Origin of the sequence: Providencia sp. PROV175 (assembly GCF_032707045.1) — a bacterium.
Taxonomy (GTDB): domain Bacteria; phylum Pseudomonadota; class Gammaproteobacteria; order Enterobacterales; family Enterobacteriaceae; genus Providencia; species Providencia hangzhouensis.
In genome coordinates this window covers 2,968,786-2,991,860 of the sequence record NZ_CP120533.1, presented here as the reverse complement: position 1 = coordinate 2,991,860, position 23,075 = coordinate 2,968,786, and the positions used below count along the sequence as shown (strand labels likewise).

Genomic DNA, 23,075 nt, shown 5'->3' with positions numbered 1-23,075 from the left:
TCGTGTAGAGGGTGACAAATAAGGTGCTTTATATAATGAGCATTGATTATCGCAATAAAGCCATTGTCACATATAGTTAATGTGAATGTTATCAATTACGTGGCAAAACATGCTTAATCTACGATTTTATTGTGATAATTGAAAATAAGAGTGACCATTAAGCCATGTAACCCATCATCACTTAGGTTATTTTCGATACGAATGTCTCCGCCTTGGCTTTGTATCAAACGCTGGCAGATCACTAAACCTAATCCTAAACCTTCTTTTTTAGTTGTCGCAAATGGCGTGATACCTTGCTCTAATTGACCCGCAGGCATCCCTCCAGCATTGTCCTGTAAAACAAGTAAAAAATGTTGCTGCGAAAAATGAAACTCGAAACGCAGTAGGGTTGCCCCTGCTTGCAAACTGTTACTGATTAAATTAGAAAGTAATTGTTCTAGTAACGTGTCTGGCAACATCAGGGAGACGTCAGGGGTTTCAGGTAAAATTAACCTCGAATTTGGGTAGTGCTGGTCTGCACGCAATAATTGCCAAATATGATTAATAGCCTGTTTAACCGATTGCTGGCTCAATGTGATTGCGGGGTCATGGCTTGGTTTACCCGCCCAGAGACGCAAATTGCGAATGATATCGGCTCCACGTTGAGCTTGGTCGTCGATTTTAGTTAATGCGCTAATTAATGGGTGGCTTTCAGACTCTTTAGTCAGGCGTAGAATACACCCTTGGGCATAATGGCGGATTGCAGACAGCGGTTGGTTCAATTCATGGGCAAACCCAGATGCCATTTCCCCCAAAATATTTAACCGTTGTGCCTTTTGTAAATTGGCTTCTTGCTCTCGCAAGCGATTATGCGCTTCTTCTAATTGGCGGCTGCGACGTCTCACCAAAAAGGCAATCCAAACATGATTTATCCCAAGTAATACAAAAAATAAAGCGACAAGGCTGATAGTGATTTGGTTTTGAATGGTCCAACTGACGATATCCTGCCAGATTTGACGCTGTTGCGGATGTTGGTTAACGTCTCTGAGTAAGGTTTCGACTTGAGTCACCGACGCGGGAGCTCCCCAACGCATAGCGGCTTTATCTGTTGATAATAATGTCTTGGTGACTTTGTCGACTAAATTGTCCGGCACTTCACTTAAGGCGGCAAAAGACCAATTTGGATACAGTTCTGTGCTAGTTAAACAAGAGAGAGAGCTTGGATGTTGAATTAGTGGACGAAATTGTGTTTTATCAATCAGCCCTTTGCTATGCATATTTTCTAATAAACAGACAGGAACAATTGCCGCAGATAATGAATCATCACGCAGTGCATATAATAATGCATCAGCAGGAAAGCCTAAAAATTGCATCTTAAAGTCTTTGGCAGCGTCGTAGCCCATATCCCTCAACACTTTGTAACCTAACAAATAGCCACCAAAAGCATCTGGTGAAATTGCTCCGACTTTCTTGCCTATTAGGTTTTTAACTTCTGAAATATCACTGTCTTTTCGAACTAATATCAAGCTGCCAATAACATTACGCGTTGTGCTGTTGGGCTCCACGTCTGAGCGAAGGGAGAGCAACCAACGTAAATGATAGCGGTTATCTAACTGAATAAATTGGGCAGGATTCGTCAACAAAAAATCTATCTTGCGATTGGAAATCACCTCTTTCATCTCATCTAAATTGAGAGGTTGTAACGTAAAACGCTCCCCAGGAATCGACTCATTGAGTGTATCAATCAAAGGCTGCCAATGAGATTGGGTTGAACTGGGGCCACGTAAGGCCAATACCCCGATAGTCCACTGGACCGAAATTGCTGGCAAAGACCACGTCAGTAGCATGATTAACAGTATGTGATACAACGGTCTAGACGATTTTTTTAACATATTTGAGTTATTCGTTGCGTTAGATCAATTTAGCTACGGGTATGTGGTAAACCACAATAGGGCAGTGGCTCCACTCTTCTTACAATGGCACTACAAGCTTTATCAAGATAACCCATCGGGTTTAAAGAGAAATAACAATTTCAGTGGTTATCTTAACGAGACTGTACCCATTGTCAATAACGCATGTAATACAAATAACATATTGATTAATAACTTTTATTTTCGCATTAGCAATGTCAATACTGGAGCCAATTATGGATCTGAGTAAACGAAAATTTCTACAACAAATTGGAGCCGTAACTGCGGGGGCATCGTTGATTCCCATTGCAGAAGCAGGGCTCAATTTTTCCCCGACACGTCGAGAAGGCAATCCAGAAAAACGCTATGGAATGTTGATTGATTTGCGCCGTTGTATCGGTTGCCAATCTTGCACGGTAAGCTGCTCGGTTGAAAACCAAACCCCACAAGGTCAATTTAGAACGACAGTGAATCAATATCAAGTCGCAGTGAAAGGTGAAGAAGGGTTCACCAACGTACTGTTACCCCGTTTATGTAACCACTGTGATAACCCTCCTTGTGTACCTGTATGTCCAGTTCAAGCGACTTTCCAACGTGAAGACGGCATTGTTGTCGTTGATAACGAACGCTGTGTTGGGTGTGCTTATTGTGTGCAAGCCTGCCCATACGATGCTCGCTTTATCAACCACTCTACGCAAACTGCAGATAAATGCACATTCTGCGCTCATCGCTTAGAAGTGGGTTTATTACCTGCTTGTGTTGAATCCTGTGTCGGTGGTGCGCGCATTATTGGGGATTTAAAAGACCCGAACAGTACTATTCGTAAAATGCTGACAGAGCACGAGGCTGAAATCAAAGTACTTAAACCGGAAAGTGGCACATTACCACAAGTTTTCTATATAGGTTTAGATGACGCATTCGTGCAGCCGCTGCAAGGCAAAGGGCAGCCCGCATTATGGCAGGAGGTGTTCTGATGAATGGCCAAGTGACTTATATTTCAGAAATAATGGCTCAGCCACAAGAATTCTTTTGGCTTCCTTGGGCGGTACAATATTTCTTCTTCATTGGGATTGCGTCTTGTGCAGTTCTGTACGCGTGCTATCTTCATTGGAGAAACAAACCTGAAAACAGCCGCTTAGAAATGATCGCTGTATTTATTGCTATCACGATGGGGATCACCGCGCCGTTAGCACTAACCGCAGATTTACACCAAACCGCAAGGGTATGGCATTTTTACGCTCATCCAACAATATGGTCTTGGATGTGGTGGGGCTCTGTATTACTACCATTATTTACCACATTTATTGGTTTATATTTTGTCGCATTAGTGGTGAAGCTGATTTGGAAAAAAGAATTCAAAGCAACGCGTTGGGTTGCCTTGTTGGCCGCACTTTCAGCTATCGGTTTATTGTTATATACCGGCCGTGAAGCCTCAGTGTTAAACGCACGTCCAATTTGGTATAGCTGGTGGATACCGGTATTGATGTTCCTTAGTGCTCTGCAAGCATTACCAGCACTGGTTGGTTTAGGCGCTCGCCGTGAACCTCAATATCAAAACCGCTTAGCGCGTTTTCAAGTTGTGACATTATTATTGTTTGCGGTGTGCTTTGTGTTGTGGTTATCAGGTGACACCACTTCAGGTATTGCAGTACGCCAACAGTTAGATACTGCAAGCCCAGGCTGGTGGATGCTAATGGGGGTTTGTGCACTGTGGTTAATCACTTTTGCAATGTCCGTCAGTAATTTAAAAGCGACCCGTTCTGTTCCATATATTACTATTCTAGCTTTAATTTCAATGGCTTTTGCTTGGTCATTACGTTGGATTTTCCTGATGGAAGTTCAAGCGGTTCCAAAATATAACATTATCGCGAACCCATACCATTTCCCACTGGGAACAGATGGATTATTGGCTATCGTCGGTACATTCGGTTTATGGATTGCGTTAACAATTATTGTTCGTGAAGGTGTTCGCTGGTTTGCGAGGAGAGTGCAACATGGCTAAATTCTCAAGACGTCAATGGCTTAAAGGTGGTTTGGTTTTCGGTGGTATCGCATTATTTGGTGCAAGCTACCGTGATGTTGCCAAACGTGCAGTCGATGGTCTGGTTAATGGTACGTCAGGTAAAGTCACTCTTGATAGGCTTAATGGTAACTCTTTACGCCCTGAAGGACAGGCACTTAAAGGCTGGCAAGAAAACCCAGAACAAGTAGTTGCGATGACCCAGTGTTTTGGTTGTTGGACCCAGTGTGGTATCCGTGCTCGCGTCGATACAGCAAAAAATGAAGTATTGCGTATCGCGGGGAACCCTTATCATCCACTTTCCCATGAAGAGCACTTTCCTTATGGAATGCCACTGAAAACGGCATTTAATAAAATGAGTGGAGAATCAGGCCTTGAACACCGTTCGACAGCCTGTGCTCGTGGTGCGACGTTAATGGAAGGTTTAACGAGCCCATTGCGTATCCTTGAACCGATGAAACGTGTGGGTAAACGCGGCGAAGGTAAATGGGAGCGCATTAGTTTTGAACAACTGATTAAAGAAGTGGTTGAAGGGGGCGATTTATTTGGTGAGGGGCATGTGGATGGCTTACGGGCGATTCGTGACTTAGAAACGCCTTTAGACCCATCTCAACCTAAACTGGGGCCAAAAGCTAACCAATTATTAGTGACCAACGCAGGTGATGACGGCCGTGATGGCTTTATCCGTCGCTTTGCACAAAATGCCTTTGGCAGTAAAAACTTCGGTGCTCACGGTTCTTATTGTGGACTGGCTTACCGTGCGGGTTCCGGTGCATTAATGGATGATTTGGACAAAAATGCCCACGTTAAACCCGATTGGGATAATGTCCGTTTCGCGCTATTCCTAGGGACATCACCTGCACAATCAGGTAACCCATTTAAGCGCCAAGGCCGCCAGTTAGCCACAGCGCGTTTACGTGATTCATTTAACTATGTGGTGGTATCACCTGCATTACCATTAACAACCACTTTAGCGAATGACCACGGTCATTGGGTTCCTGTGCAACCGGGTACGGATGCGGCACTGGTGATGGGGATGATCCGCTGGATCATTGAAAATAACCGTTACAACGCAAAATACCTCAGTGTGCCAAGTGAGAAATCCATGGAAGCCGTGGGGGAGAAAAGCTGGACTAACTCAACACATTTAGTGATCACGGATGATAACCACCCATTAGCAGGTAAATTGTTAATTTCTTCTTATATCACAGGGGAAGGTGACAATGAGAAAGCTTATTTAGTGCAAGATGCTGCGGGTGAATTAAAACTGGCTGATGAAACGCCTACAGCCGAGCTCTTTGTGACACGCCAAGTCACCTTGCACGATGGCAGTGAAGTGATCGTTAAATCTAGCTTCCAGTGTTTAAAAGAAGCGGCAAATCGTATGACTTTGGAAGAATACAGTCAGCGTTGCCATGTTCCAGTGAAAACGATTGAATCGCTGGGTAAAGCATTAACTTCTTATGATAGAAAAGCCGCTGTCATCTCTCATGGCGGTATGATGGGCGGTAATGGTTTCTACACTGCATGGTCAGTTATCATGCTTAACGCATTGATCGGTAACTTGAACTTGAAAGGCGGAGTCTCTGTTGGTGGTGGTAAATTCAATGGGGAAAACGATGGGCCGCGTTATAAAATTGCCAGCTATAAAGGCAAAGTGAAACCTAAAGGTGTGGTGCTGTCGCGCAGTAATGAAGTGTATGAAAAATCAGATGAGTTCAAAGCACGTCAGGCAGCGGGTGAAAACCCATACCCAGCAAAAGCCCCTTGGTACCCGTTTGCTAAAGGTCAACTGACCGAGCAACTAGCATCTGCCTTGATGGGATACCCCTACGCACTGAAAGCGTGGATCACCAATATGACTAACCCTGTATACGGTATTGCAGGTATTCGTCAGGTGATGGAAGAAAAACTGAAAGACCCTAAACACCTGCCGCTGATTATTGGTATTGATGCCTTTATGAATGAAACCACGGCATTGGCAGATTACATTGTTCCAGATACCCATAACTTCGAAAGTTGGGGGTTTAGTGCACCATGGTCTGGCGTGCAGGTCAAAGCCAGCACAGCACGTTGGCCGATTGTTGAGTCACGTACTGCGAAAACTGCGGATGGCCAGCCAGTTTCGATGGAAAGTTTCTGTATCGCTGTAGCGAAAGAACTTAATTTACCCGGCTTTGGCGATAACGTGATTGAGGACATGGATGGCAACATGCATTCACTCAATACAGCGGAAGACTATTACTTAAGAGTGGCTGCCAATATGGCATGGTTAGGGGAAAAACCAGTCCCTGAAGCCGCAACAGAAGATATCCAAATCAGTGGCGTGGAGCGCATTTTACCGGCTATTACACGGACTTTAAAACCAGAGGAAGTTCGCCGTGTTGCCTATATTTTCACACGAGGTGGCCGTTTTGCGCCTTATGAAAAAGCGTGGGATGGCGATGCAACAGGTCCTCAATGGAAAAAAGGCCTACAAATATGGAACCCAACGGTGGCCGTTAATCGCCATGCCATAACCGGTGAACGTTATAGCGGTTGCCCGACGTATTACCCGCCTCGTATGGCGAATGGGGATGATGTGAATGCGGTATTCCCAGAAAAAGAGTGGCCGCTGAAACTGATGTCATTTAAATCCCACGTCATGAGCAGCTCAACGACTGTTATTGAACGTTTACGCCATGTGAAACCGACCAATCTAGTTGCTATCCACCCTGATGATGCAGCGAGAATGGGGGTAAAACATGGAGATTGGATCCGCATCACCACACCGGGTGGCCATGCTGAAGCCCAAGTGAGCGTGCTTGATGGCGTAATGCCGGGTGTGCTAGCAATTGAGCATGGCTATGGTCACACCGAAATGGGGGCGAAGCAGCATTACCTTGATGGCCAGCCAATGCCAATGAATGCGGCAAATGGCTCAGGAATTAACTTAAACGACCTTGGGTTCGCTGACCCGACACGTGAAGTTGCAAACACGTGGTTAGATTGGGTTTCGGGGGCATCGGTACGCCAAGGCTTACCAGCTCGCATTGAGTTAATTGGTTAAATGAAGTAGTAAGGATGGCTAGTGGTGGGGACCTGCATAGCTTCACCATTAGCCATCTGGTAGTTGGCAATAAAATTGGATGTTGTAATAAGTAGTAAGCAGTTGACATTGCGCATAAAACGGTGTGTTACTGCACCGTGACTTCGGCAAATGCCTGGGAGGGGGAGCCCTCCCTTTTTTAATGGTTTATCGCAAGAGTGGCGAAACCGACTGTTCTAAGCCGATGCTTTGTAGCATCAGAACCCCCATCAAAACGAATAAAATACCCGCCAAAATTTTTAGTGTGATTGCCCAATAAGGGGAAAGTGACTTTCCTTTTAAGCGTGATACGCGAACCGCATTATCACGCATTAAATGAACAAAAAGAGCAATTAAACAAATAGTTAATGCTGTCCCCATTGCCATCGCTAAGGCTGCGATAACTCCCCATGCATATACTTCAATGACATAAGAAAACAGCAAGACAAGAATTGCTCCAGAGCAAGGACGGATCCCCATCGATAGGATAATCAATAACTTGCTTTTAAAACTAGATTGTAATTGATGGGATTGGATAACGTGCTGATGACCACAGTCACAGTTGTGCGAGACATTATGGGGCTGAGTTTTAATTATTGCCTTACTTGCTGAATTCAGTGGTTGAATGCTTTTTATCTTGAGTGGTGCCAAGTGTCTTGATTTGCGGATTGACCAGCCACGACGCAATGCGCTGATGCATAAATAGCTACCCAGCAAAATGACAAATAGATAACTCGTTTGCTCTGCATATAAACTGGCTTGGTTGAGATGCTTAGTAGAGAGTTGGAATAGGATCAAGACTAAGGAAACTAAAGTGATCGCAACAAGTCCTTGTAAGAGCGAAGCTAATAAGCTAATGATAACACTCTGTTTTAAATGAGTCGCTTGGGTGGCAATATAAGTAGTGATAATTAATTTGCCATGTCCCGGGCCAAGTGCATGTAAAAAACCATACGCAAAACTAGCAACCACCAGTAACCCGCCTGAATACCATGGGCGAGAGGTGGTTTCTTGTAATAGGTAAGATAGCCCTTGGTTTAACTGTTTTTGCCAAGCTAGGCTAAGTTGTAACCATGATCCCCAGTGGGTGTATAGCTGCCAAGCGGCATAGGTAATAAGCCCCATAAACAGCGCAGTAATTATTAGTCTTTGCGTACGTAAAGGCATTATGGACATTGAATATCAACCCGTTGTGCAAATTGTTTGCCAAGTGCCAAATCTTCTTCTGGGCTATCACTTTTGTCTAAAGAGAAAGCGGAGGCGCGCATTGAGTCGGTGACATTTGCTTCTTGTAGTTCCATCTGGCAATTTGCGGCAATATCCAAAGGCAGGTGAATTTGCTGTTTATTTGGGTAAGTCATGCTGACGTAGAACGTTGGGTCGTAAGTTTGAATTTCTACATGGGAACCTGCAATAGGCAAGGGCTGCATAAAGGAAGCGCTAAAGAAAAAAACTAAAGAAAAGCCTTCTTTTTCTAAATGATAGCTATCAGGAATACGTTTAAAGCTGACTTTCTTTCCTTGATAATAAAAGTCAGTGAAATAATCCTGCATCAATACATTCGCCATAATAATAGCTTCTTGCTGTTTCCAACGCGGGTCATCCGGTTTAATGCCTTTTAATTCATACGCGATATCCGCTGATGTCATTGGATCCATTTTCCAAACATAGCTAATCCCTGAGTATTTATCTTGTTTACTTTCAAGGGAAATTTGCATCTCAATAAAACTATGAGGGTGTGCCGCTGCGTGTGGAGCAACGATAAACAGAAATAGAAAATAGAAAGGAAAAAATCGCATCATTCAGTCAGCTAAATTGGTTTATCAAAAAAAATGTTATAACATAACGAAATGCAAACTAAAATATCTCGTAGTGATTTAAAATTCAACCTAAAACGATTGGTTAATATTTTTATCACGATAACCCTACAAATAAAGGGTTTTTTATTAACATAATAAGAGGGATAATACTCACCAAGATTTAAATAGGGTGGCAGCTCGCCTGAATTTATTTAAATTAAAATATTATCAATGAGTTAAATAGGATTAAGAACACCATGCCAGTGTTACACAACCAAGTTTCAAATAAAATTTTAAAAGAGCGTATGTTGGCTGAAACGGAGCCCCGTACCACAATCTCTTTTTATAAGTATTTTAATATTCAAGACCCAAACGCATTTCGTAATCAATGGTATCAACAATTTAAAGCATTAAGCGTTTTTGGACGTGTTTATATTGCGAAAGAGGGTATTAACGCGCAAATCAGTGTGCCTGAATCTAATGTGGACGCATTGCGCGAACTTATCTATGCAACAGATCCCGCATTAGAAAACCTACGTTTAAATATTGCCATTGATGATGACGGTAAATCGTTCTGGGTGCTGCGCATGAAGGTCCGTGAACGTGTGGTGGCTGACGGTATTGATGACGAAACATTTAACCCTGCAAATACGGGGCAATATCTAAAAGCTCATGAAGTGAATGAGATGATTGATGACCCAAATACTGTTTTCGTCGATATGCGAAATCATTATGAGTACGAAGTAGGGCGTTTTGATAACGCGATTGAAATACCTTCAGATACATTTAGAGAGCAACTGCCAATGGCGGTGGAAATGCTGCAAGAGCAAAAAGACAAAAATGTCGTAATGTATTGTACTGGTGGGATCCGTTGTGAAAAAGCCAGTGCTTATATGCTGCATAATGGCTTTAAAAATGTTTACCATGTTGAAGGTGGGATTATTGAATACGCACGTAAGGCGAAGGAACAAGGGTTGCCTTTGAGGTTTAAAGGGAAAAACTTTGTTTTTGACAACCGAATGGGAGAGCGTATTACAGAAGACACATTAGCACAATGCCACCAATGTGGTGCACCTTGTGATACACACACCAATTGCCGTAACGATGGCTGTCACTTGCTGTTTATCCAATGCCCTAGCTGTGCAGAAAAGTACGAAGGTTGCTGCAGTTCGTCTTGCACTGAAGAAATGAAACTTCCAGAGCAAGAACAACGCGCACGCCGTGCAGGTCGCGAAGTCAGTAATAAAATCTTTAATAAGTCACGTCACCGTTTATCCGATGGATTATTAAATAAAGATAACTAATTATTGATGTTCTCTATAATAAGAAAGCCCTGTAATTAGGGCTGATTAGAGCAAGATAAAATTAATTGAAATAAAAAATTTATTTCATTCGATGTCATTACGTTGCTTATACCCCATACATTTCGTATGAAATTCATGGGGTATTTGTTTATGGTTTACAGCAGGTAACGCTATTTTGTAAAGAAGTGTAATTTAAGACTTGAAATACGCGTAACTGGCACTATATAAGAATTGCACCAAGAAAGAGCATTATCCCATACTAGGTACACAGGTAATGGTGCATAGTCGTATGTGTTTAGTTTGATATAAAAATATTGAAGGAGAAATTATGTCTAACATTAGATCTTTTTCATTATTCCCAACATTATCCGATAGCTTACTTTCTAACAGATTTGACCAAATGGATCGTTTGTTTAGCCAGCTAACAGGTAATAGGCCTTTAACTTCAGAGCATCCGTATAATTTAAAACAAATAAATGAAACAAGCTATCAATTAACGGTTAGTGTTCCAGGTTATAAGGAAGAGGACTTAAGCGTATCCCTAAAAGGCGGGAAATTGTATGTTCAAGGTGAGCAATCAGCAGAATTAGTTAATGATTCTGAGAAATGGATCCATCAAGGAATAACACAAAATAAGTTTTCCCTTGAATTTAATCTCGGTAAAAATGTGAAGATAGAAAGTGCTGAGTTATCTAGTGGTTTACTAACTCTGGATATTGAATATGAAATCCCGGATGAAGAAAAACCTCGAGTTATCGCTATTGAAAATAAAGATATAAAATCATAGAACTAAAATTTATGACTCGTCAGCAGCAGTTAGAGTGACTTTATAATATTGGACACTTTTGCTGACCGGTTTGTAAGGCCTGATTTCGTTATTCAAACGGAGTCAGGCCTTTTAGTTTTGTTTTAGTCGATTTAAATTAAAACATTTTTAATATAAATATTTAAATACATTATATATAAAAAATAACTCAATTCTATTTTTGACGAAAACTTTAGATGCGATATGTCTTTTCTGTGAATAGACAGTACTATTGCTAATTCCTAGTTTTCGAGAAATAATATGATTGGGTGTCTCATTCATCCAGTTATTAATAATATTTTGTTCTTTAATCGTGAAAATAGATGACTCAATATTATTAGCAAGTTTGGTGATTTTTTCTATTTGTTCATGGTCACGAATAACTTTATCAAGCGTTTGAATAATAATGCTTTTTGATAGAATAAAGTAATTATCCTTTAATAATAATGGGTTGTTTGTTTGCGGATAAGGAGCATTAATATAAATATAAAAGCGTGCATTATTAGTATTACTTAATAACTGCTGTAGAGTAGGACAGTAATCAGAGTAATTACAATAGTAGGTTAGATTCACCAGTATAATGCTTGGTAGGTTTGTGTTCATAAAACCAATGGCTTCTTTTATACATCCTGTACTAATAAATTCGAGTTTTTTATTTTTAGATAAATATTCTGTAATGCCAAGACGTGTATAATAACATTCATCAATAACTAATATTCGCATTGGAACATCCTTGTTCAAGAAGATGGCTTACAATAAATTGGAATTGATAGAGAAGTCAACCAAGGATTAATAAAAACAATAAATAGTGTTCTTATTTGAAATTGCTAATTAGTAATTAATTAATAAGGTAATTATATAAAGACATATAGTTATCTATATAGATGAATAAATTAAATGGATATTAGTGGCACTAATATCCATTTATTTTCCTAGTGTGTTTTAAAATCAAACTCAACATATTCCCCTGATTCTATCTTGTCTACGCCTGCTTGGAGAATATGAATAAGTTGTTTAGCCACATCAGTCGTTAGCCACATGGTTTTATCCACAATAGCATCACCTGTGTGTTTATCTTGCTCGGGGAGGTAGTGCAAACGCAACATCATAGCGTCGTAATCATCGACTGTGCTGATGTCCCAGCCAACTACTGGGTGGGTTTGAATGACATCATTTTTTTTATTCATATAAACCTCCTAATCAAACATCGTGATAAATAATAAATATCTATAACTGACTAAGAGCAATGACCTCGTGATGAGTCCACTTTTAGTATAAGGAGATTTCGCTAATAAGAAAGCAAATAAAACATTTTTTTTGTTTATATAGCAGAAAATGCATAAAACAGATAATAAGGATTGTAAAAATAGAATGGGAAGCATTTTGAACTTCCCATTGGTGTATAAACTACTGACCCAGAGCGACACTCCAGCGAGCATCTTCCCCTGCTAAGAAAGGAACTAGTTTATCATTACAGCAATCAATCGATTCGCAAGTAATATTTTGTTCTTTAGTTAGCGTAATGGTTCCTTCATTTACGGGTAAGTTATAGAATTTAGGACCATTTAGTGAACAAAAAGCTTCGAAATGTACCAAAGCACCAAGCTCTTCAAAAACAGTCGCGTAAGCCGCTAATGCAGTGGGAGCATTAAAGACCCCAGCACAACCACAGGAAGACTCTTTACGTGATTGTATATGTGGTGCGGTGTCGGTACCAAGGAAGAAACGGTCACAACCTGAAGCAACGGCTGCACGTAATGCTTCTTGGTGTACATTACGTTTCAAAATAGGCAAGCAAAATAAGTGCGGCCTTATACCACCAACTAACATATGGTTACGGTTAAACATCAAATGTTGAGGTGTTAAAGTTGCTGCGGTGAATTCATTTGCTTCTTGGACATATTGAGCCGCTTCTTTGGTGGTTATATGTTCAAAAACGACTTTGAGTTTTGGAAACTGTGCCCGTAATGGCGACATAACTTGCTCAATAAACAACGCTTCGCGGTCAAAAATATCGATATGGCTTGCGGTGACTTCACCATGGACCAGCAATGGCATTCCTGCTTGTTCCATCGCAGCTAATACGGGATAAATTTTTTTAATATCAGATACGCCATGACTAGAGTTTGTTGTTGCATTAGCCGGGTAGAGTTTACAGGCAGTAAATACCCCTTCGTTAAAGCCACGAACCACTTCAACAGGATCTGTGCTATCAGTAAGGTAGCAGGTCATTAAAGGGGTAAATTGATGCCCTTCTGGAACCGCTTTTAGGATGCGTTCACGATAAGCTTTTGCGGCTTCAATCGTTGTGACTGGTGGCACTAAATTCGGCATGACAATTGCACGGCCAAAAAATTCACTGGTATAGGGAACGACCGTTTTTAACATATCATCATCGCGAAAATGAACATGCCAATCATCAGGGCGGCGGATCGTTAGGGTAGTTACAGTTGACATTAAACCGGCTCCATAGGGGAAGAGTGAATGATGAGCGAGTGCTCAAGCCGGAATAGAATGATAAAGGTAAAGTAAAAAAATAGCTATGAGAAATCACGATTATAGCTTATTTCAGGGATAGATCGCGCAAATAACGTAAATAGGTGGCTTATTTAGTTCGTTCAATAGCAAAAAACCTGCTTAAGTTTCCTTAAGCAGGTTTTTCTAAATTTTGGCTCCTCCAGCTGGACTCGAACCAGCGACATACGGATTAACAGTCCGCCGTTCTACCGACTGAACTATGGAGGAACTCCTTGGTACGCAGAGGATATTAGCTTTCTCTCACCGCATTGTCAAAGGAGAATATCGAAAAAATTGTTTGTTTGCCTGTTATCTGTGCGAACTGTCGGAAGTTTGATCGAAAATAGAGTAGTGGTGATTAATCAAGGCCATACACTAACGAAAAGACTGAGACAAATCTGAGTTGATGAGCGGTATATTATTTCAAGTTTAGAGGTTAATCGTAGTTAATCACTACTAAGTCATGGATGGATATAAAGTAGTTTAATTTTTATCGCGGAAAGTGATACTGAAGAATCCATCACGATAGCCAGATAGAGCCAACCTTCCGGCGTTTTTAAATAGGTGACATCCCCTGCCCAGATTTCATTGACCGCAACCGGATTAAAATTTTGATTCAATAAATTATCGGCGGTGGCTATCGCTTTACCTTTTGATTGACCACGAAACCGTTTTCTTTGCTTAACCACTAACCCAAGGTGCTTCATCAACTTTCGTGTTCGATAATCACTGATAACATAACCTTCTTGGCGTAATTGTGCCGCTAACATCCGGTAACCTAAGCTTTCTCGGCTTTCGCTGAAGATGTCACTGGCTTTTTGGTGCAGTTTAAGCGTGTATTCATCAAGCGGTTTAACTGGCCGTTTTCGCCAAGCATAAAACGTTGAACGACTCAGCTTCATTACTCGGCACAAGTGCTTAATGGGATATTGCGCTTTATGCTCTTGAACGAACCAACACCTTATAGCAACTCTTTCGCAAAGAAGGCACTCGCCTTTTTTAGGATTTCTTTCTCCATTTTCAATTGCTTAACTTCTTTACGTAAAGCGAGTAATTCCTGTCGTTCAAGAAAAGTTAATGCATTGGGTTTATTTTCAGTGTCATGATGTTTTCGCCAAGCATAGAGAAGTTTAGTTGTTATTCCGAGAGCGCTAGCCGCTTGCGAAACGGTGTAGCCTTGTTCAACGACTAAATTAATCGCTTCTTTCTTAAAGTCATCAGTATATTGCTTTGGTGATTTTCGTTTCATTTCGACATCTTATATTTAAAGTGAATATATTCCTTTATCAAAGTGTCCATTTTTATTAAAGCACAACAGGTTACGCCAGACGATTAAACAATTTTTTCTAGAGAAAGAATAAGTATTTATTTTATGGTGGGAACTCTTGTATTTGCCGTAAGTAAAGTAATGCTAAGAAGAGTGATTTTTAGGTAGATAGCAAAAAGCCCGCATTAAGCGGGCTTTTTAAATTTGGCTCCTCCAGCTGGACTTGAACCAGCGACATACGGATTAACAGTCCGCCGTTCTACCGACTGAACTATGGAGGAATTGCTTTGTTCCTGAGAACGAGGCGCATATTACCCATCCTGTTCACTGTTGTAAAGTATAAAAATGAAAAAAATAGCCAAGTGGGCGTTAAGTAATCGATTTGGTGGTTATCTATCCTAATATATGATGCGTAATGCATACCAGATGGATTATGAGAGGTGCTAGGAGATCATTGATAGTAGAGATGAATGATATAATGGTGATATATATTTAGCAGATAGCAAAAAGCCCGCATTAAGCGGGCTTTTTAAATTTGGCTCCTCCAGCTGGACTTGAACCAGCGACATACGGATTAACAGTCCGCCGTTCTACCGACTGAACTATGGAGGAATTGCTTGTTCCTGAGAACGAGGCGCATATTAACGATATCATCTCAGGCTGTCAATCATAAAAACAGAAAAAATATCCAACTGCTCATTCAATGCACATTATGACGAAGTTTTACTCTAGTTAATTGATATTGAATTAATTTTGAGTTGCAAGTGTACCAGGTAATTGCGTAGAAACTTCAGGATAAGCGACATGATAGATATCATAAAAGGAAATCATTCCTTTTAATGCAATTAAACGCGATATTTCTTGTTTTATAGCAGAGCTAACATCTTGTGAATCAATGATTTTGCTTATCGCATTATCAGAAACTGGTTCAGTAACAAACCATTCCCCGTTATAACAGACACGTAAATCTAAGACGCCAATATCTTCAAAGTGATAAACAGGTTTGATGTCAAAAAGTAGTACACTTGCTAATACAATAAAAAGAATGGTGATACCCAGAGCCCAATAAGGACCAAAATAAGGGGCGTACCAAAGAATAATGGCTAGGGGGACATAAGCCGCAACCATACCAATACATAAATAAGGGTGGTTGGCGAGAAATTGGCTATTAAAATAAGGTTTCCCATCACGGTTTTCACGTTTATTGATGGTATCCAAATCTTCGACGAGTATTTGTTTGATAATATCCATGTGTATAACTCTCTGTCAGATATCTATACTAGGAGGGTATCACGAGCCGTTGAGATTGTTATATATCAGTTAAAAAAAATATTTACACAGATTGTCATCGTATCGGATAATTCTTACTGACATTTATTAGGTTGTTGGCTTTTTAAATTAAAGTTTTCTTTAAACTATCAACTAAATGCAGCGTTTTTGTTAACGTTATAGCCGATAAAAGTGACGCAATCGAAAAAACAGCATATTTTTGAGGTTTGCTCGTATAAAATAGTTGCTATTATCTTTAAGTCATGAGTTAATGAGTGTCGGCCTGTTTAGCAGTCCTATTTGATGTATGATTACTGAGTTAGTGTGTTCTAAAGAAGAAAGTTATCACAGATAGCCTTTGACCGTGACGCTTCATCTTGGTGTTTCCCTGATTAAATAGTTGACTCTGGCCCGTATATGCCAAAAGGCAAGTTTTTTTGATGTTATATAGGAAAAGTCAAATGTCCGACAAAATGAAAGGTCAAGTTAAGTGGTTCAACGAGTCTAAAGGCTTCGGTTTCATCACTCCAGCTGATGGTAGCAAAGACGTTTTCGTCCACTTCTCTGCCATTCAGGGCAATGGTTTCAAAACTCTGGCTGAAGGTCAGCAAGTTGAATTCACCATTGAAAACGGTGCAAAAGGCCCAGCAGCTGCTAACGTAACTGCTATCTAAGCTAATTGCTTAACTGATTTTCTAAAGCCCGTCATTTTTAATGACGGGCTTTTTCGTATGCGCTACATTTATGGTTAATATATTTTGTTGGAAAAGAATGTTATGAATATTAATGACCGTGTTTATGTAAAAACAGACGGAGAAGAGCGTCGAGAAGGAACTATTTTACTTATTGAACCCTTCAATGAAGGGGTAATGTATTTAATTGCATTACCTGATTACCCTGAAGGTATTTGGTTCTTTAATGAAAAAGAAGGCGATGAAGGGATTTTTGTTACGCCAATTGAAAGATAAGTTCAATTTAATGGGCACTTTGTCCTTTACTTAATAATTTTCCCCACTTATACTCCTTCCATCTTTTACTTAGGAGATTATTACTTGGACAGTCAGAGTTGGAATAAAAACTTAATTTAATGGCAAGCCAGTAATCGTCTTTTCTTTTCACTGCTTGCCACAACGGCGGGCGGTGTCTGATGTTTTCTCATCATACTACTCCCTTATAATTGTATTTCATTAGATAGCGTATTATAGCTGTATTGAGTGTGTATTATGTTGGTCTATATTTATTCTTTATTTCCTCCAGGCAATAGCTAATGGTTTTTGAGTAATTATTTTACTCAAAATATGGCTATATGCTTTTTATTAAGCATATAAATCATTATCCAAGTTATTTTTGGAGGGATTATCATGCTTTTTTCCCCTGATATTTTAAATTTGCTGTCTGCTATGTGTTTTGGTGCATTAATTGGTGCTGAGCGCCAGTGGCGTCAACGAATGGCGGGCTTGAGAACTAATGCACTGGTTGCAACCGGAGCGGCGGTATTTATTTTAAGTTCTGTAACAACATCACCTGATAGTCCTGGTCGTATTGCTGCCCAAGTGGTGTCAGGAATTGGTTTTCTCGGTGCGGGAGTGATTATGCGTGAAGGCATGAACATCCGAGGCCTAAATACTGCGGCAACGCTTTGGTGTTCCGCGGGGATCGGTGTTTTATGTGGATTAGGCCAGTATTCTTTGGCCTTGATGGCAACGTTATTAATTTTATGCGCCAATATTTTATTAAGAGAAGCCGCTTCACGAATTAATAAACAACCACAACAGCAAGCACTCGATGTAGAGCAACGTTATAAAATTCGCGTGATGTGCCATCAAACGGATGAAATTTTAGTAAGAACTCTTATTTTACAAGCAATTAATGGACTGCATATTCGGCTGCAATCGTTAAGTAGTGCAGACACACTAAAGCCTGAGCAGCTAGAAGTGTGTGCTGAATTTCTTGCGACACCTGCCGAGCAAAAAGAAATTGAAGCATTGGTATGCAGAATAAGCCTTGAGCAAAGTGTTAGTGCTATCAATTGGAAAGTGGCATCAGAGCTACCGGCCTGATGACTTTAAATTAACTCACTATAGGAGCTGAAATGGGCGACCACCCTCCGTCATGGAGTAGTAAATTGGAACTATCTAACTGATAATAAACTAATTTTATTTCAGTTGGATAGCGTTAAAATCACGAGTGTTGTATTCGAGACAACGTTATGACTGAAATAAGACAACCGCGCAAAAGCGTCAAAGCCGCTGCACGCCAAAAATTTATTGTTGGCGAACAAGCGAGTAAAAATATTGAGCAAGTGCTCAATGAATATCAAACAAATCTATTAGGCTTATCAGAGAATGAGGCGATGGACCGTCTTGTGACTGAAGGTGAAAATGAAGTTGCTCATGAAAAAGCCCCTCCAGCATGGAAGCAACTACTCACTTCTTTTAAAAATCCATTTATATTCGTACTGATTGTATTAGCTGTTGTTAGCTTTTTTACGGATTATGTTATTCCTGAACGCCAAGGCGAAGAAACAGATTTAACCGGCGTGATTATTATTGTCACAATGGTTTTATTGAGTGTTTTTTTACGTTTTTGGCAAGAGTATCGTACCAATAAGGCTGCGGAAGCATTGAAATCTTTAGTTCGTACGACGGCTACTGTATTTCGTCGTGATAATAAAACGGGGCGTTCTGTTAGAAAAGAGGTACCGATCAAATGCTTAGTACCTGGGGATATTGTGTTGCTATCCGCTGGAGATATGGTTCCTGCTGATTTAAAGCTAGTCGAATCAAGGGACTTGTTTATCAGCCAAGCCATTCTAACAGGGGAATCAATACCTGTAGAAAAATACGACACATTAGGTGACGTTTCAGCCAAAAATTTAGATCCCGTATCGCCAACTGAAAATGAACTGTTAGAAATTTCAAATATTTGTTTAATGGGAACCAATGTTACCAGCGGGACGGCGCGTGGAATTGTGGTGGCAACGGGTGGGAAAACCTATCTAGGCTCGCTGGCCAAATCTATTGTGGGGAGTCGTGCGCAAACTTCGTTTGACCGTGGTGTGAATAGCGTAAGCTGGTTATTGATTCGCTTTATGTTAGTCATGGTACCAATCGTCTTACTTATCAATGGGTTTACAAAAGGAGATTGGTTCGAAGCAACACTATTTTCACTGGCGGTTGCCGTGGGTTTAACACCGGAAATGTTACCGATGATTGTTAGCTCGAATTTAGCCAAAGGTGCAATTGCCATGTCAAAGCACAAGGTGATTGTTAAAAGGTTAAATGCTATCCAAAACTTTGGCGCAATGGATGTGCTGTGTACGGATAAAACGGGAACATTGACGCAAGATCGTATTATTTTAGAACATTATTTGGACAGCAATGGGCAAAAAAATAGTAAAATTTTGCAACTAGCTTGGCTAAACAGCTTCCACCAAAGTGGGGCTAAAAATATGATGGATCAGGCAATTATTCGTCGTGGTAGAGGGAACAGTGAAGTTGAGCAGCTAAAAGTATTCCAAAAAATTGATGAGTTACCCTTTGATTTTATTCGACGCAAATTGTCAGTGACAGTACGAACACCGAAAGGCGAAGCTCTACTTATTTGTAAAGGTGCCGCGGAGGAAATGTTAGCTGTCTGCCAAAGTTACCAACAAGATGGTGAACTGCATTTACTTGACGACCAAGCAAGGGTAAAAATTACTGAGCTAGTGAGTGATTATAACAGACAAGGATTTCGTGTATTGTTACTTGCAACTCGTCGTTTGAATGATGCTGAAGCCCGCTTACCGCTTTCAACTCAAGCTGAGCATCAGTTAGAACTACAAGGCATTTTAACTTTTCTTGACCCAGCAAAAGAAAGCGCAATTTCAGCCATTACAGCGCTACGTGAAAATGGTGTTACGGTGAAGGTGTTGACGGGTGATAATGCGATTATTACCGAAAAAATTTGTCGTGATGTTGGTCTAAATATCAGTGAAATCATGACTGGTCTGGAAATTGAGGCTTTGACGGACGAAGAGCTCGGTCAGAAAGTTGAGCAGGTTTCAGTTTTTTGTAAATTAACACCTTTGCAAAAATCCCGTATTTTAAAGCGGTTACAAGCAAATGGGCATACAGTTGGCTTTCTTGGTGATGGGATTAACGATGCACCGGCATTACGTGATGCTGATGTGGGAATTTCAGTTGATACAGGGACGGACATTGCTAAGGAATCTGCGGATATTATCTTACTTGAAAAAGATTTAATGGTATTAGAGCAGGGGGTGATTAAAGGACGTGAAACTTTCGGCAATATTATTAAATACTTAAATATGACAGCGAGCTCTAACTTCGGTAACGTATTTTCTGTATTGATTGCCAGTGCATTTATTCCCTTCTTACCGATGCTAGCCATTCATTTGCTCGTTCAAAACTTACTGTATGATATTTCCCAGCTTGCATTACCCTGGGATAAAATGGATAAAGAGTTTTTAAAACGTCCTCGCAAGTGGGATGCGAAAAATATTGGCCGCTTTATGATTTGGATTGGACCAACCTCATCTATCTTTGATATCACAACTTTTGCGTTAATGTGGTATGTATTCCAAGCGAATAGTGTCGCTCATGAAGCGCTGTTCCAATCAGGTTGGTTTGTTGAAGGATTACTTTCACAGACGTTGGTTGTTCATATGTTAAGAACACAAAAAATACCGTTTATACAAAGCACTGCCGCATTACCTGTTATGTTAACAACAGGGTTAATTATGGCTCTTGGTTTATATATTCCATTTTCTTCATTTGGTGAAATGATAGGGTTACAACCGTTGCCAATAGAATATTTCCCATGGCTCGCTCTCACATTAGTCAGTTATTGTGTTGTAGCTCAACTAATGAAGCAATTTTATATTAAACGTTTTGGAACGTGGTTATAAAATAATGTTAAAAGGTGTGAGGCCAAGGGGGGCTTGCACCTTTGGGTAGCTATATCGTATGGGTTATTTGATATTTATTGTAACTCATTAATATTCATAAAATAAAAAGAGCCATAATAATAATGGCTCTTTTTGATTACAGAATAAAAAGAATAGGGCTTATTGCAGGCCTAAAGCAGTTTTCATCTGTTTCATTGCATCAATACCCTGTTGGCAAGCTTTATCTTGCTGGTCTTTAGGTAGTGCAGCAACCTGTTTTTTACCCTCTTCCAGTTGACCTTTCATTGCGTCTAACTGAGCTTTTGCTTGCGGGTTTTCTGAAGCTTTAGCAATTAAGCTATCAACTTCAGCGAAGTAAGCGTTACAAGTTTCAGTTGCGCCAGCAACTTCACCTTTTTTCTCTTCTTCTGAACAAGCAGTGATTGTCAGTGCCAATAAACCCATACCACAAGCTAAAATCAACTTTTTCATAATCAACCTTATTAAAATTATTTATATAGCGAATTGAGTATATAAGAGATGTTTTTAATATCAAACGTGACAAATCCTAAAATAATACATCGGTTAATTAATTAAATTTCAATTTAATTGGGCTATCGTATTTTGTTTTAGCTCATTTCCGTTACATAAATTCACGGGGACAAATAAGTTGTTTTTTATCATTATGTTATAGGTTGTCTTTAACTATTCTATGTTTGTCTAGAGTAATTGGTAAGTGGAAGAAAAATGGAAAGCAGATAAAAGAAGTATGAGGGCTATTAGGGTAAGGGGATAATGGTTAGTTAATTTAATAAATATATTTTTTGACGAAAATTATGTTTTAGCTACCAAGATAGAATAATACGTCATACGTGTATTTACCTATAAAAATGCCTATATAAGCCTTTTTAATATCGTTATAACGTTTTTTTATATGCGATTAAATATATTAAAAAATCGTTTATTTGTAACAAAATGTTTACGGTCGAATGATAAGTTTTCACTATGAAATATTTATAGAATTAATGGCTGTTCATTTAAGATGCAATTATAGATGTGAAAGGTGAGCTAGTTCACAAATTTAAGAATAAAACCTTTGTATAGGTACCAGTTTGATTTTTAAATTAAATTTTCTTTGTACGAAGATGAAATTATCAGGTAGAGTCTTTGTTTTTAAGCGAACTAATGAAGAAATATCGCTTAACTTATGGTTAATGATAAGTGTACAGGGTTAACGACAATTAAGTTAATTTTGTTGACGCTAACTCAAATTCATACCAAAATTGACTCACCGTAGAAATTCGCCAAAGAGCGAGAGACGGGTTAGAATGTTTTTAACAAAGGGCGATAACTTTTCTTACTGTACATTTTTAGAATGATGAGTTCTCTAAAGGTAAAGTAAGGATATATGATATGGGTTCACCATATCGCAATGCAACATAGCAGATATTATATTAATGCTATGGGCATACAATGTATGTAGCCTGACTTATCTGGTTACAATTTTATATTTAGACTTACACACAGGGCTTTACCATTATGTCTGCTTCTATTGTAAAGAAACGGCCTCTGAGTCGTTACATCAAAGATTTTAAACACAGCCAAACTCATTGTGCACACTGTCACAAAACCCTTGATCGCATCTCTTTAGTTTTCAACGATGACATCTTAAATAAAGAAGCTATCGCTGACATGACTGAATTGGTTGATGAAGGCACTTGGGGGGAGCTGCAAGATAAATTTACTGCACTTTGTCGTTTTTGTAGTGAAATTTATTGCAATAGTAATACTGATTATTTTGATATTATGTCATTTAAACAGTATTTATTCTTACAGACTGAGATGAGCCATAGTACGGTTCGTGAATATGTTGTTCGCTTACGCCGTTTAGATGAATTGTTATCTTCCTCTAATTTTTCTATGAAAGAATTTACTGCGAGTAAAGTTCAAGAAGAGTTGAGTGAAAAAATGACAGATTCTGCATTTAGTAATTACAATATTGCATTACGTAAATATGAACAATATTTATTCTGGGAATCAGAAAAGTGCAATAATTAGAATGACATATTGAAAATAAGCATTGCTATTTTCTTTGTTGTTTTTAAGTAATGGTGTCCTCGTGGACACCTTTTATGTTTTTAGCTGACAGCTCTTTGGGATAGCACTTATCTGATAGGAAGCACGACAGTTATTCTTATGAGATAAGTGTATTTTTAAATAAATATGTAATCATGTATGGCCTGGCCT

The 23,075-nt window shown here is 39.7% G+C and carries 20 protein-coding genes and 3 tRNA genes; 10 read left to right on the top strand and 13 right to left on the bottom strand.

What is annotated here, in order from left to right:
* Positions 1-113 precede the first annotated feature (113 nt).
* Complete coding sequence (ttrS, locus tag P3L44_RS13585) at positions 114-1,871, bottom strand: tetrathionate respiration histidine kinase TtrS (protein WP_272661444.1); 1,758 nt, start codon at positions 1,869-1,871, stop codon at positions 114-116.
* A 254-nt stretch (positions 1,872-2,125) separates the two neighbouring features.
* On the opposite strand from ttrS, the gene ttrB reads away from it, so the two are divergent.
* Genes ttrB through ttrA form a run of 3 tightly spaced genes read left to right on the top strand, consistent with a single transcriptional unit; the run spans position 2,126 to position 6,958 of the window.
* On the top strand, positions 2,126-2,863 hold the full coding sequence (gene ttrB / locus P3L44_RS13580) for a tetrathionate reductase subunit TtrB (protein ID WP_036957869.1): 738 nt from the start codon (positions 2,126-2,128) through the stop codon (positions 2,861-2,863).
* A complete protein-coding gene (ttrC, locus tag P3L44_RS13575; protein WP_410480034.1) occupies positions 2,845-3,891 on the top strand; it encodes a tetrathionate reductase subunit TtrC in 1,047 nt (348 codons plus the stop codon). The genes ttrB and ttrC overlap by 19 nt, the downstream gene beginning before the upstream one ends.
* Positions 3,884-6,958 (top strand): tetrathionate reductase subunit TtrA, encoded by a 3,075-nt coding sequence (ttrA, locus tag P3L44_RS13570; RefSeq protein ID WP_140170733.1) that lies wholly within the window; start codon positions 3,884-3,886, stop codon positions 6,956-6,958. Before ttrC ends, ttrA begins: the two co-directional genes overlap by 8 nt.
* Positions 6,959-7,144: 186 nt before the next feature.
* On the opposite strand, the gene P3L44_RS13565 is transcribed toward ttrA, so the two are convergent.
* Positions 7,145-8,152, bottom strand: a complete 1,008-nt coding sequence (locus tag P3L44_RS13565) for a nickel/cobalt transporter (RefSeq protein WP_272661445.1) — start codon at positions 8,150-8,152, stop codon at positions 7,145-7,147.
* Positions 8,143-8,778: a DUF1007 family protein gene (locus P3L44_RS13560; RefSeq protein ID WP_272661446.1), complete on the bottom strand. Its 636-nt coding sequence runs from the start codon at positions 8,776-8,778 to the stop codon at positions 8,143-8,145. The genes P3L44_RS13565 and P3L44_RS13560 overlap by 10 nt, the downstream gene beginning before the upstream one ends.
* 254 nt (positions 8,779-9,032) lie before the next feature.
* Here P3L44_RS13560 and P3L44_RS13555 point away from each other — a divergent pair, with 254 nt between their 5' ends.
* Together P3L44_RS13555 and P3L44_RS13550 are read left to right on the top strand one after the other, a co-directional pair.
* Complete coding sequence (locus P3L44_RS13555) at positions 9,033-10,079, top strand: rhodanese-related sulfurtransferase (protein WP_140170731.1); 1,047 nt, start codon at positions 9,033-9,035, stop codon at positions 10,077-10,079.
* Positions 10,080-10,407: 328 nt separating this feature from the next.
* The gene (locus P3L44_RS13550) at positions 10,408-10,866 is read left to right on the top strand and encodes an Hsp20 family protein (protein WP_036957864.1); all 459 of its coding nucleotides are present in this window, start codon (positions 10,408-10,410) and stop codon (positions 10,864-10,866) included.
* 147 nt (positions 10,867-11,013) lie between these two features.
* On the opposite strand, the gene P3L44_RS13545 is transcribed toward P3L44_RS13550, so the two are convergent.
* From P3L44_RS13545 to P3L44_RS13505, 9 genes are all read right to left on the bottom strand, one after another.
* A complete protein-coding gene (locus tag P3L44_RS13545; RefSeq protein WP_153673605.1) occupies positions 11,014-11,607 on the bottom strand; it encodes a LuxR C-terminal-related transcriptional regulator in 594 nt (197 codons plus the stop codon).
* Positions 11,608-11,816: 209 nt separating this feature from the next.
* Positions 11,817-12,071 (bottom strand): biofilm formation regulator BssS, encoded by a 255-nt coding sequence (gene bssS, locus P3L44_RS13540; RefSeq protein ID WP_004255804.1) that lies wholly within the window; start codon positions 12,069-12,071, stop codon positions 11,817-11,819.
* A gap of 220 nt (positions 12,072-12,291) precedes the next feature.
* The gene (gene pyrC / locus P3L44_RS13535) at positions 12,292-13,341 is read right to left on the bottom strand and encodes a dihydroorotase (RefSeq protein ID WP_112308178.1); all 1,050 of its coding nucleotides are present in this window, start codon (positions 13,339-13,341) and stop codon (positions 12,292-12,294) included.
* A 212-nt stretch (positions 13,342-13,553) separates the two neighbouring features.
* A tRNA-Asn gene (locus P3L44_RS13530) sits at positions 13,554-13,629 on the bottom strand.
* Between the two features lie 233 nt (positions 13,630-13,862).
* Positions 13,863-14,303: an IS3 family transposase gene (locus tag P3L44_RS13525; RefSeq protein WP_272661447.1), complete on the bottom strand. Its 441-nt coding sequence runs from the start codon at positions 14,301-14,303 to the stop codon at positions 13,863-13,865.
* A 59-nt stretch (positions 14,304-14,362) separates the two neighbouring features.
* Positions 14,363-14,650 (bottom strand): transposase, encoded by a 288-nt coding sequence (locus P3L44_RS13520; RefSeq protein WP_272661448.1) that lies wholly within the window; start codon positions 14,648-14,650, stop codon positions 14,363-14,365.
* Positions 14,651-14,873: 223 nt separating this feature from the next.
* Positions 14,874-14,949: transfer RNA gene (locus P3L44_RS13515), tRNA-Asn, on the bottom strand.
* 255 nt (positions 14,950-15,204) lie between these two features.
* Positions 15,205-15,280, bottom strand: a tRNA-Asn gene (locus tag P3L44_RS13510).
* A gap of 135 nt (positions 15,281-15,415) precedes the next feature.
* On the bottom strand, positions 15,416-15,919 hold the full coding sequence (locus P3L44_RS13505; protein ID WP_140170730.1) for a YlaC family protein: 504 nt from the start codon (positions 15,917-15,919) through the stop codon (positions 15,416-15,418).
* Positions 15,920-16,398: 479 nt separating this feature from the next.
* Between P3L44_RS13505 and cspE the strand changes: the two genes are divergently transcribed.
* From cspE to mgtA, 4 genes are all read left to right on the top strand, one after another.
* The gene (gene cspE / locus P3L44_RS13500) at positions 16,399-16,611 is read left to right on the top strand and encodes a transcription antiterminator/RNA stability regulator CspE (protein ID WP_004909801.1); all 213 of its coding nucleotides are present in this window, start codon (positions 16,399-16,401) and stop codon (positions 16,609-16,611) included.
* Between the two features lie 102 nt (positions 16,612-16,713).
* On the top strand, positions 16,714-16,905 hold the full coding sequence (dsrB, locus tag P3L44_RS13495; protein WP_004255792.1) for a protein DsrB: 192 nt from the start codon (positions 16,714-16,716) through the stop codon (positions 16,903-16,905).
* A gap of 393 nt (positions 16,906-17,298) precedes the next feature.
* On the top strand, positions 17,299-17,997 hold the full coding sequence (locus tag P3L44_RS13490; RefSeq protein WP_004255789.1) for an MgtC family protein: 699 nt from the start codon (positions 17,299-17,301) through the stop codon (positions 17,995-17,997).
* 149 nt (positions 17,998-18,146) lie between these two features.
* Positions 18,147-20,849 carry a magnesium-translocating P-type ATPase gene (gene mgtA, locus P3L44_RS13485; RefSeq protein WP_272661449.1) on the top strand — a complete coding sequence of 901 codons (2,703 nt, stop codon included), beginning with the start codon at positions 18,147-18,149 and terminating at the stop codon, positions 20,847-20,849.
* Between the two features lie 159 nt (positions 20,850-21,008).
* On the opposite strand, the gene P3L44_RS13480 is transcribed toward mgtA, so the two are convergent.
* On the bottom strand, positions 21,009-21,320 hold the full coding sequence (locus tag P3L44_RS13480; RefSeq protein WP_004255760.1) for a DUF5339 domain-containing protein: 312 nt from the start codon (positions 21,318-21,320) through the stop codon (positions 21,009-21,011).
* A gap of 1,047 nt (positions 21,321-22,367) precedes the next feature.
* Here P3L44_RS13480 and fliZ point away from each other — a divergent pair.
* Positions 22,368-22,886: a flagella biosynthesis regulatory protein FliZ gene (gene fliZ / locus P3L44_RS13475; RefSeq protein WP_004255757.1), complete on the top strand. Its 519-nt coding sequence runs from the start codon at positions 22,368-22,370 to the stop codon at positions 22,884-22,886.
* The last annotated feature ends 189 nt before the right edge of the window (positions 22,887-23,075 follow it).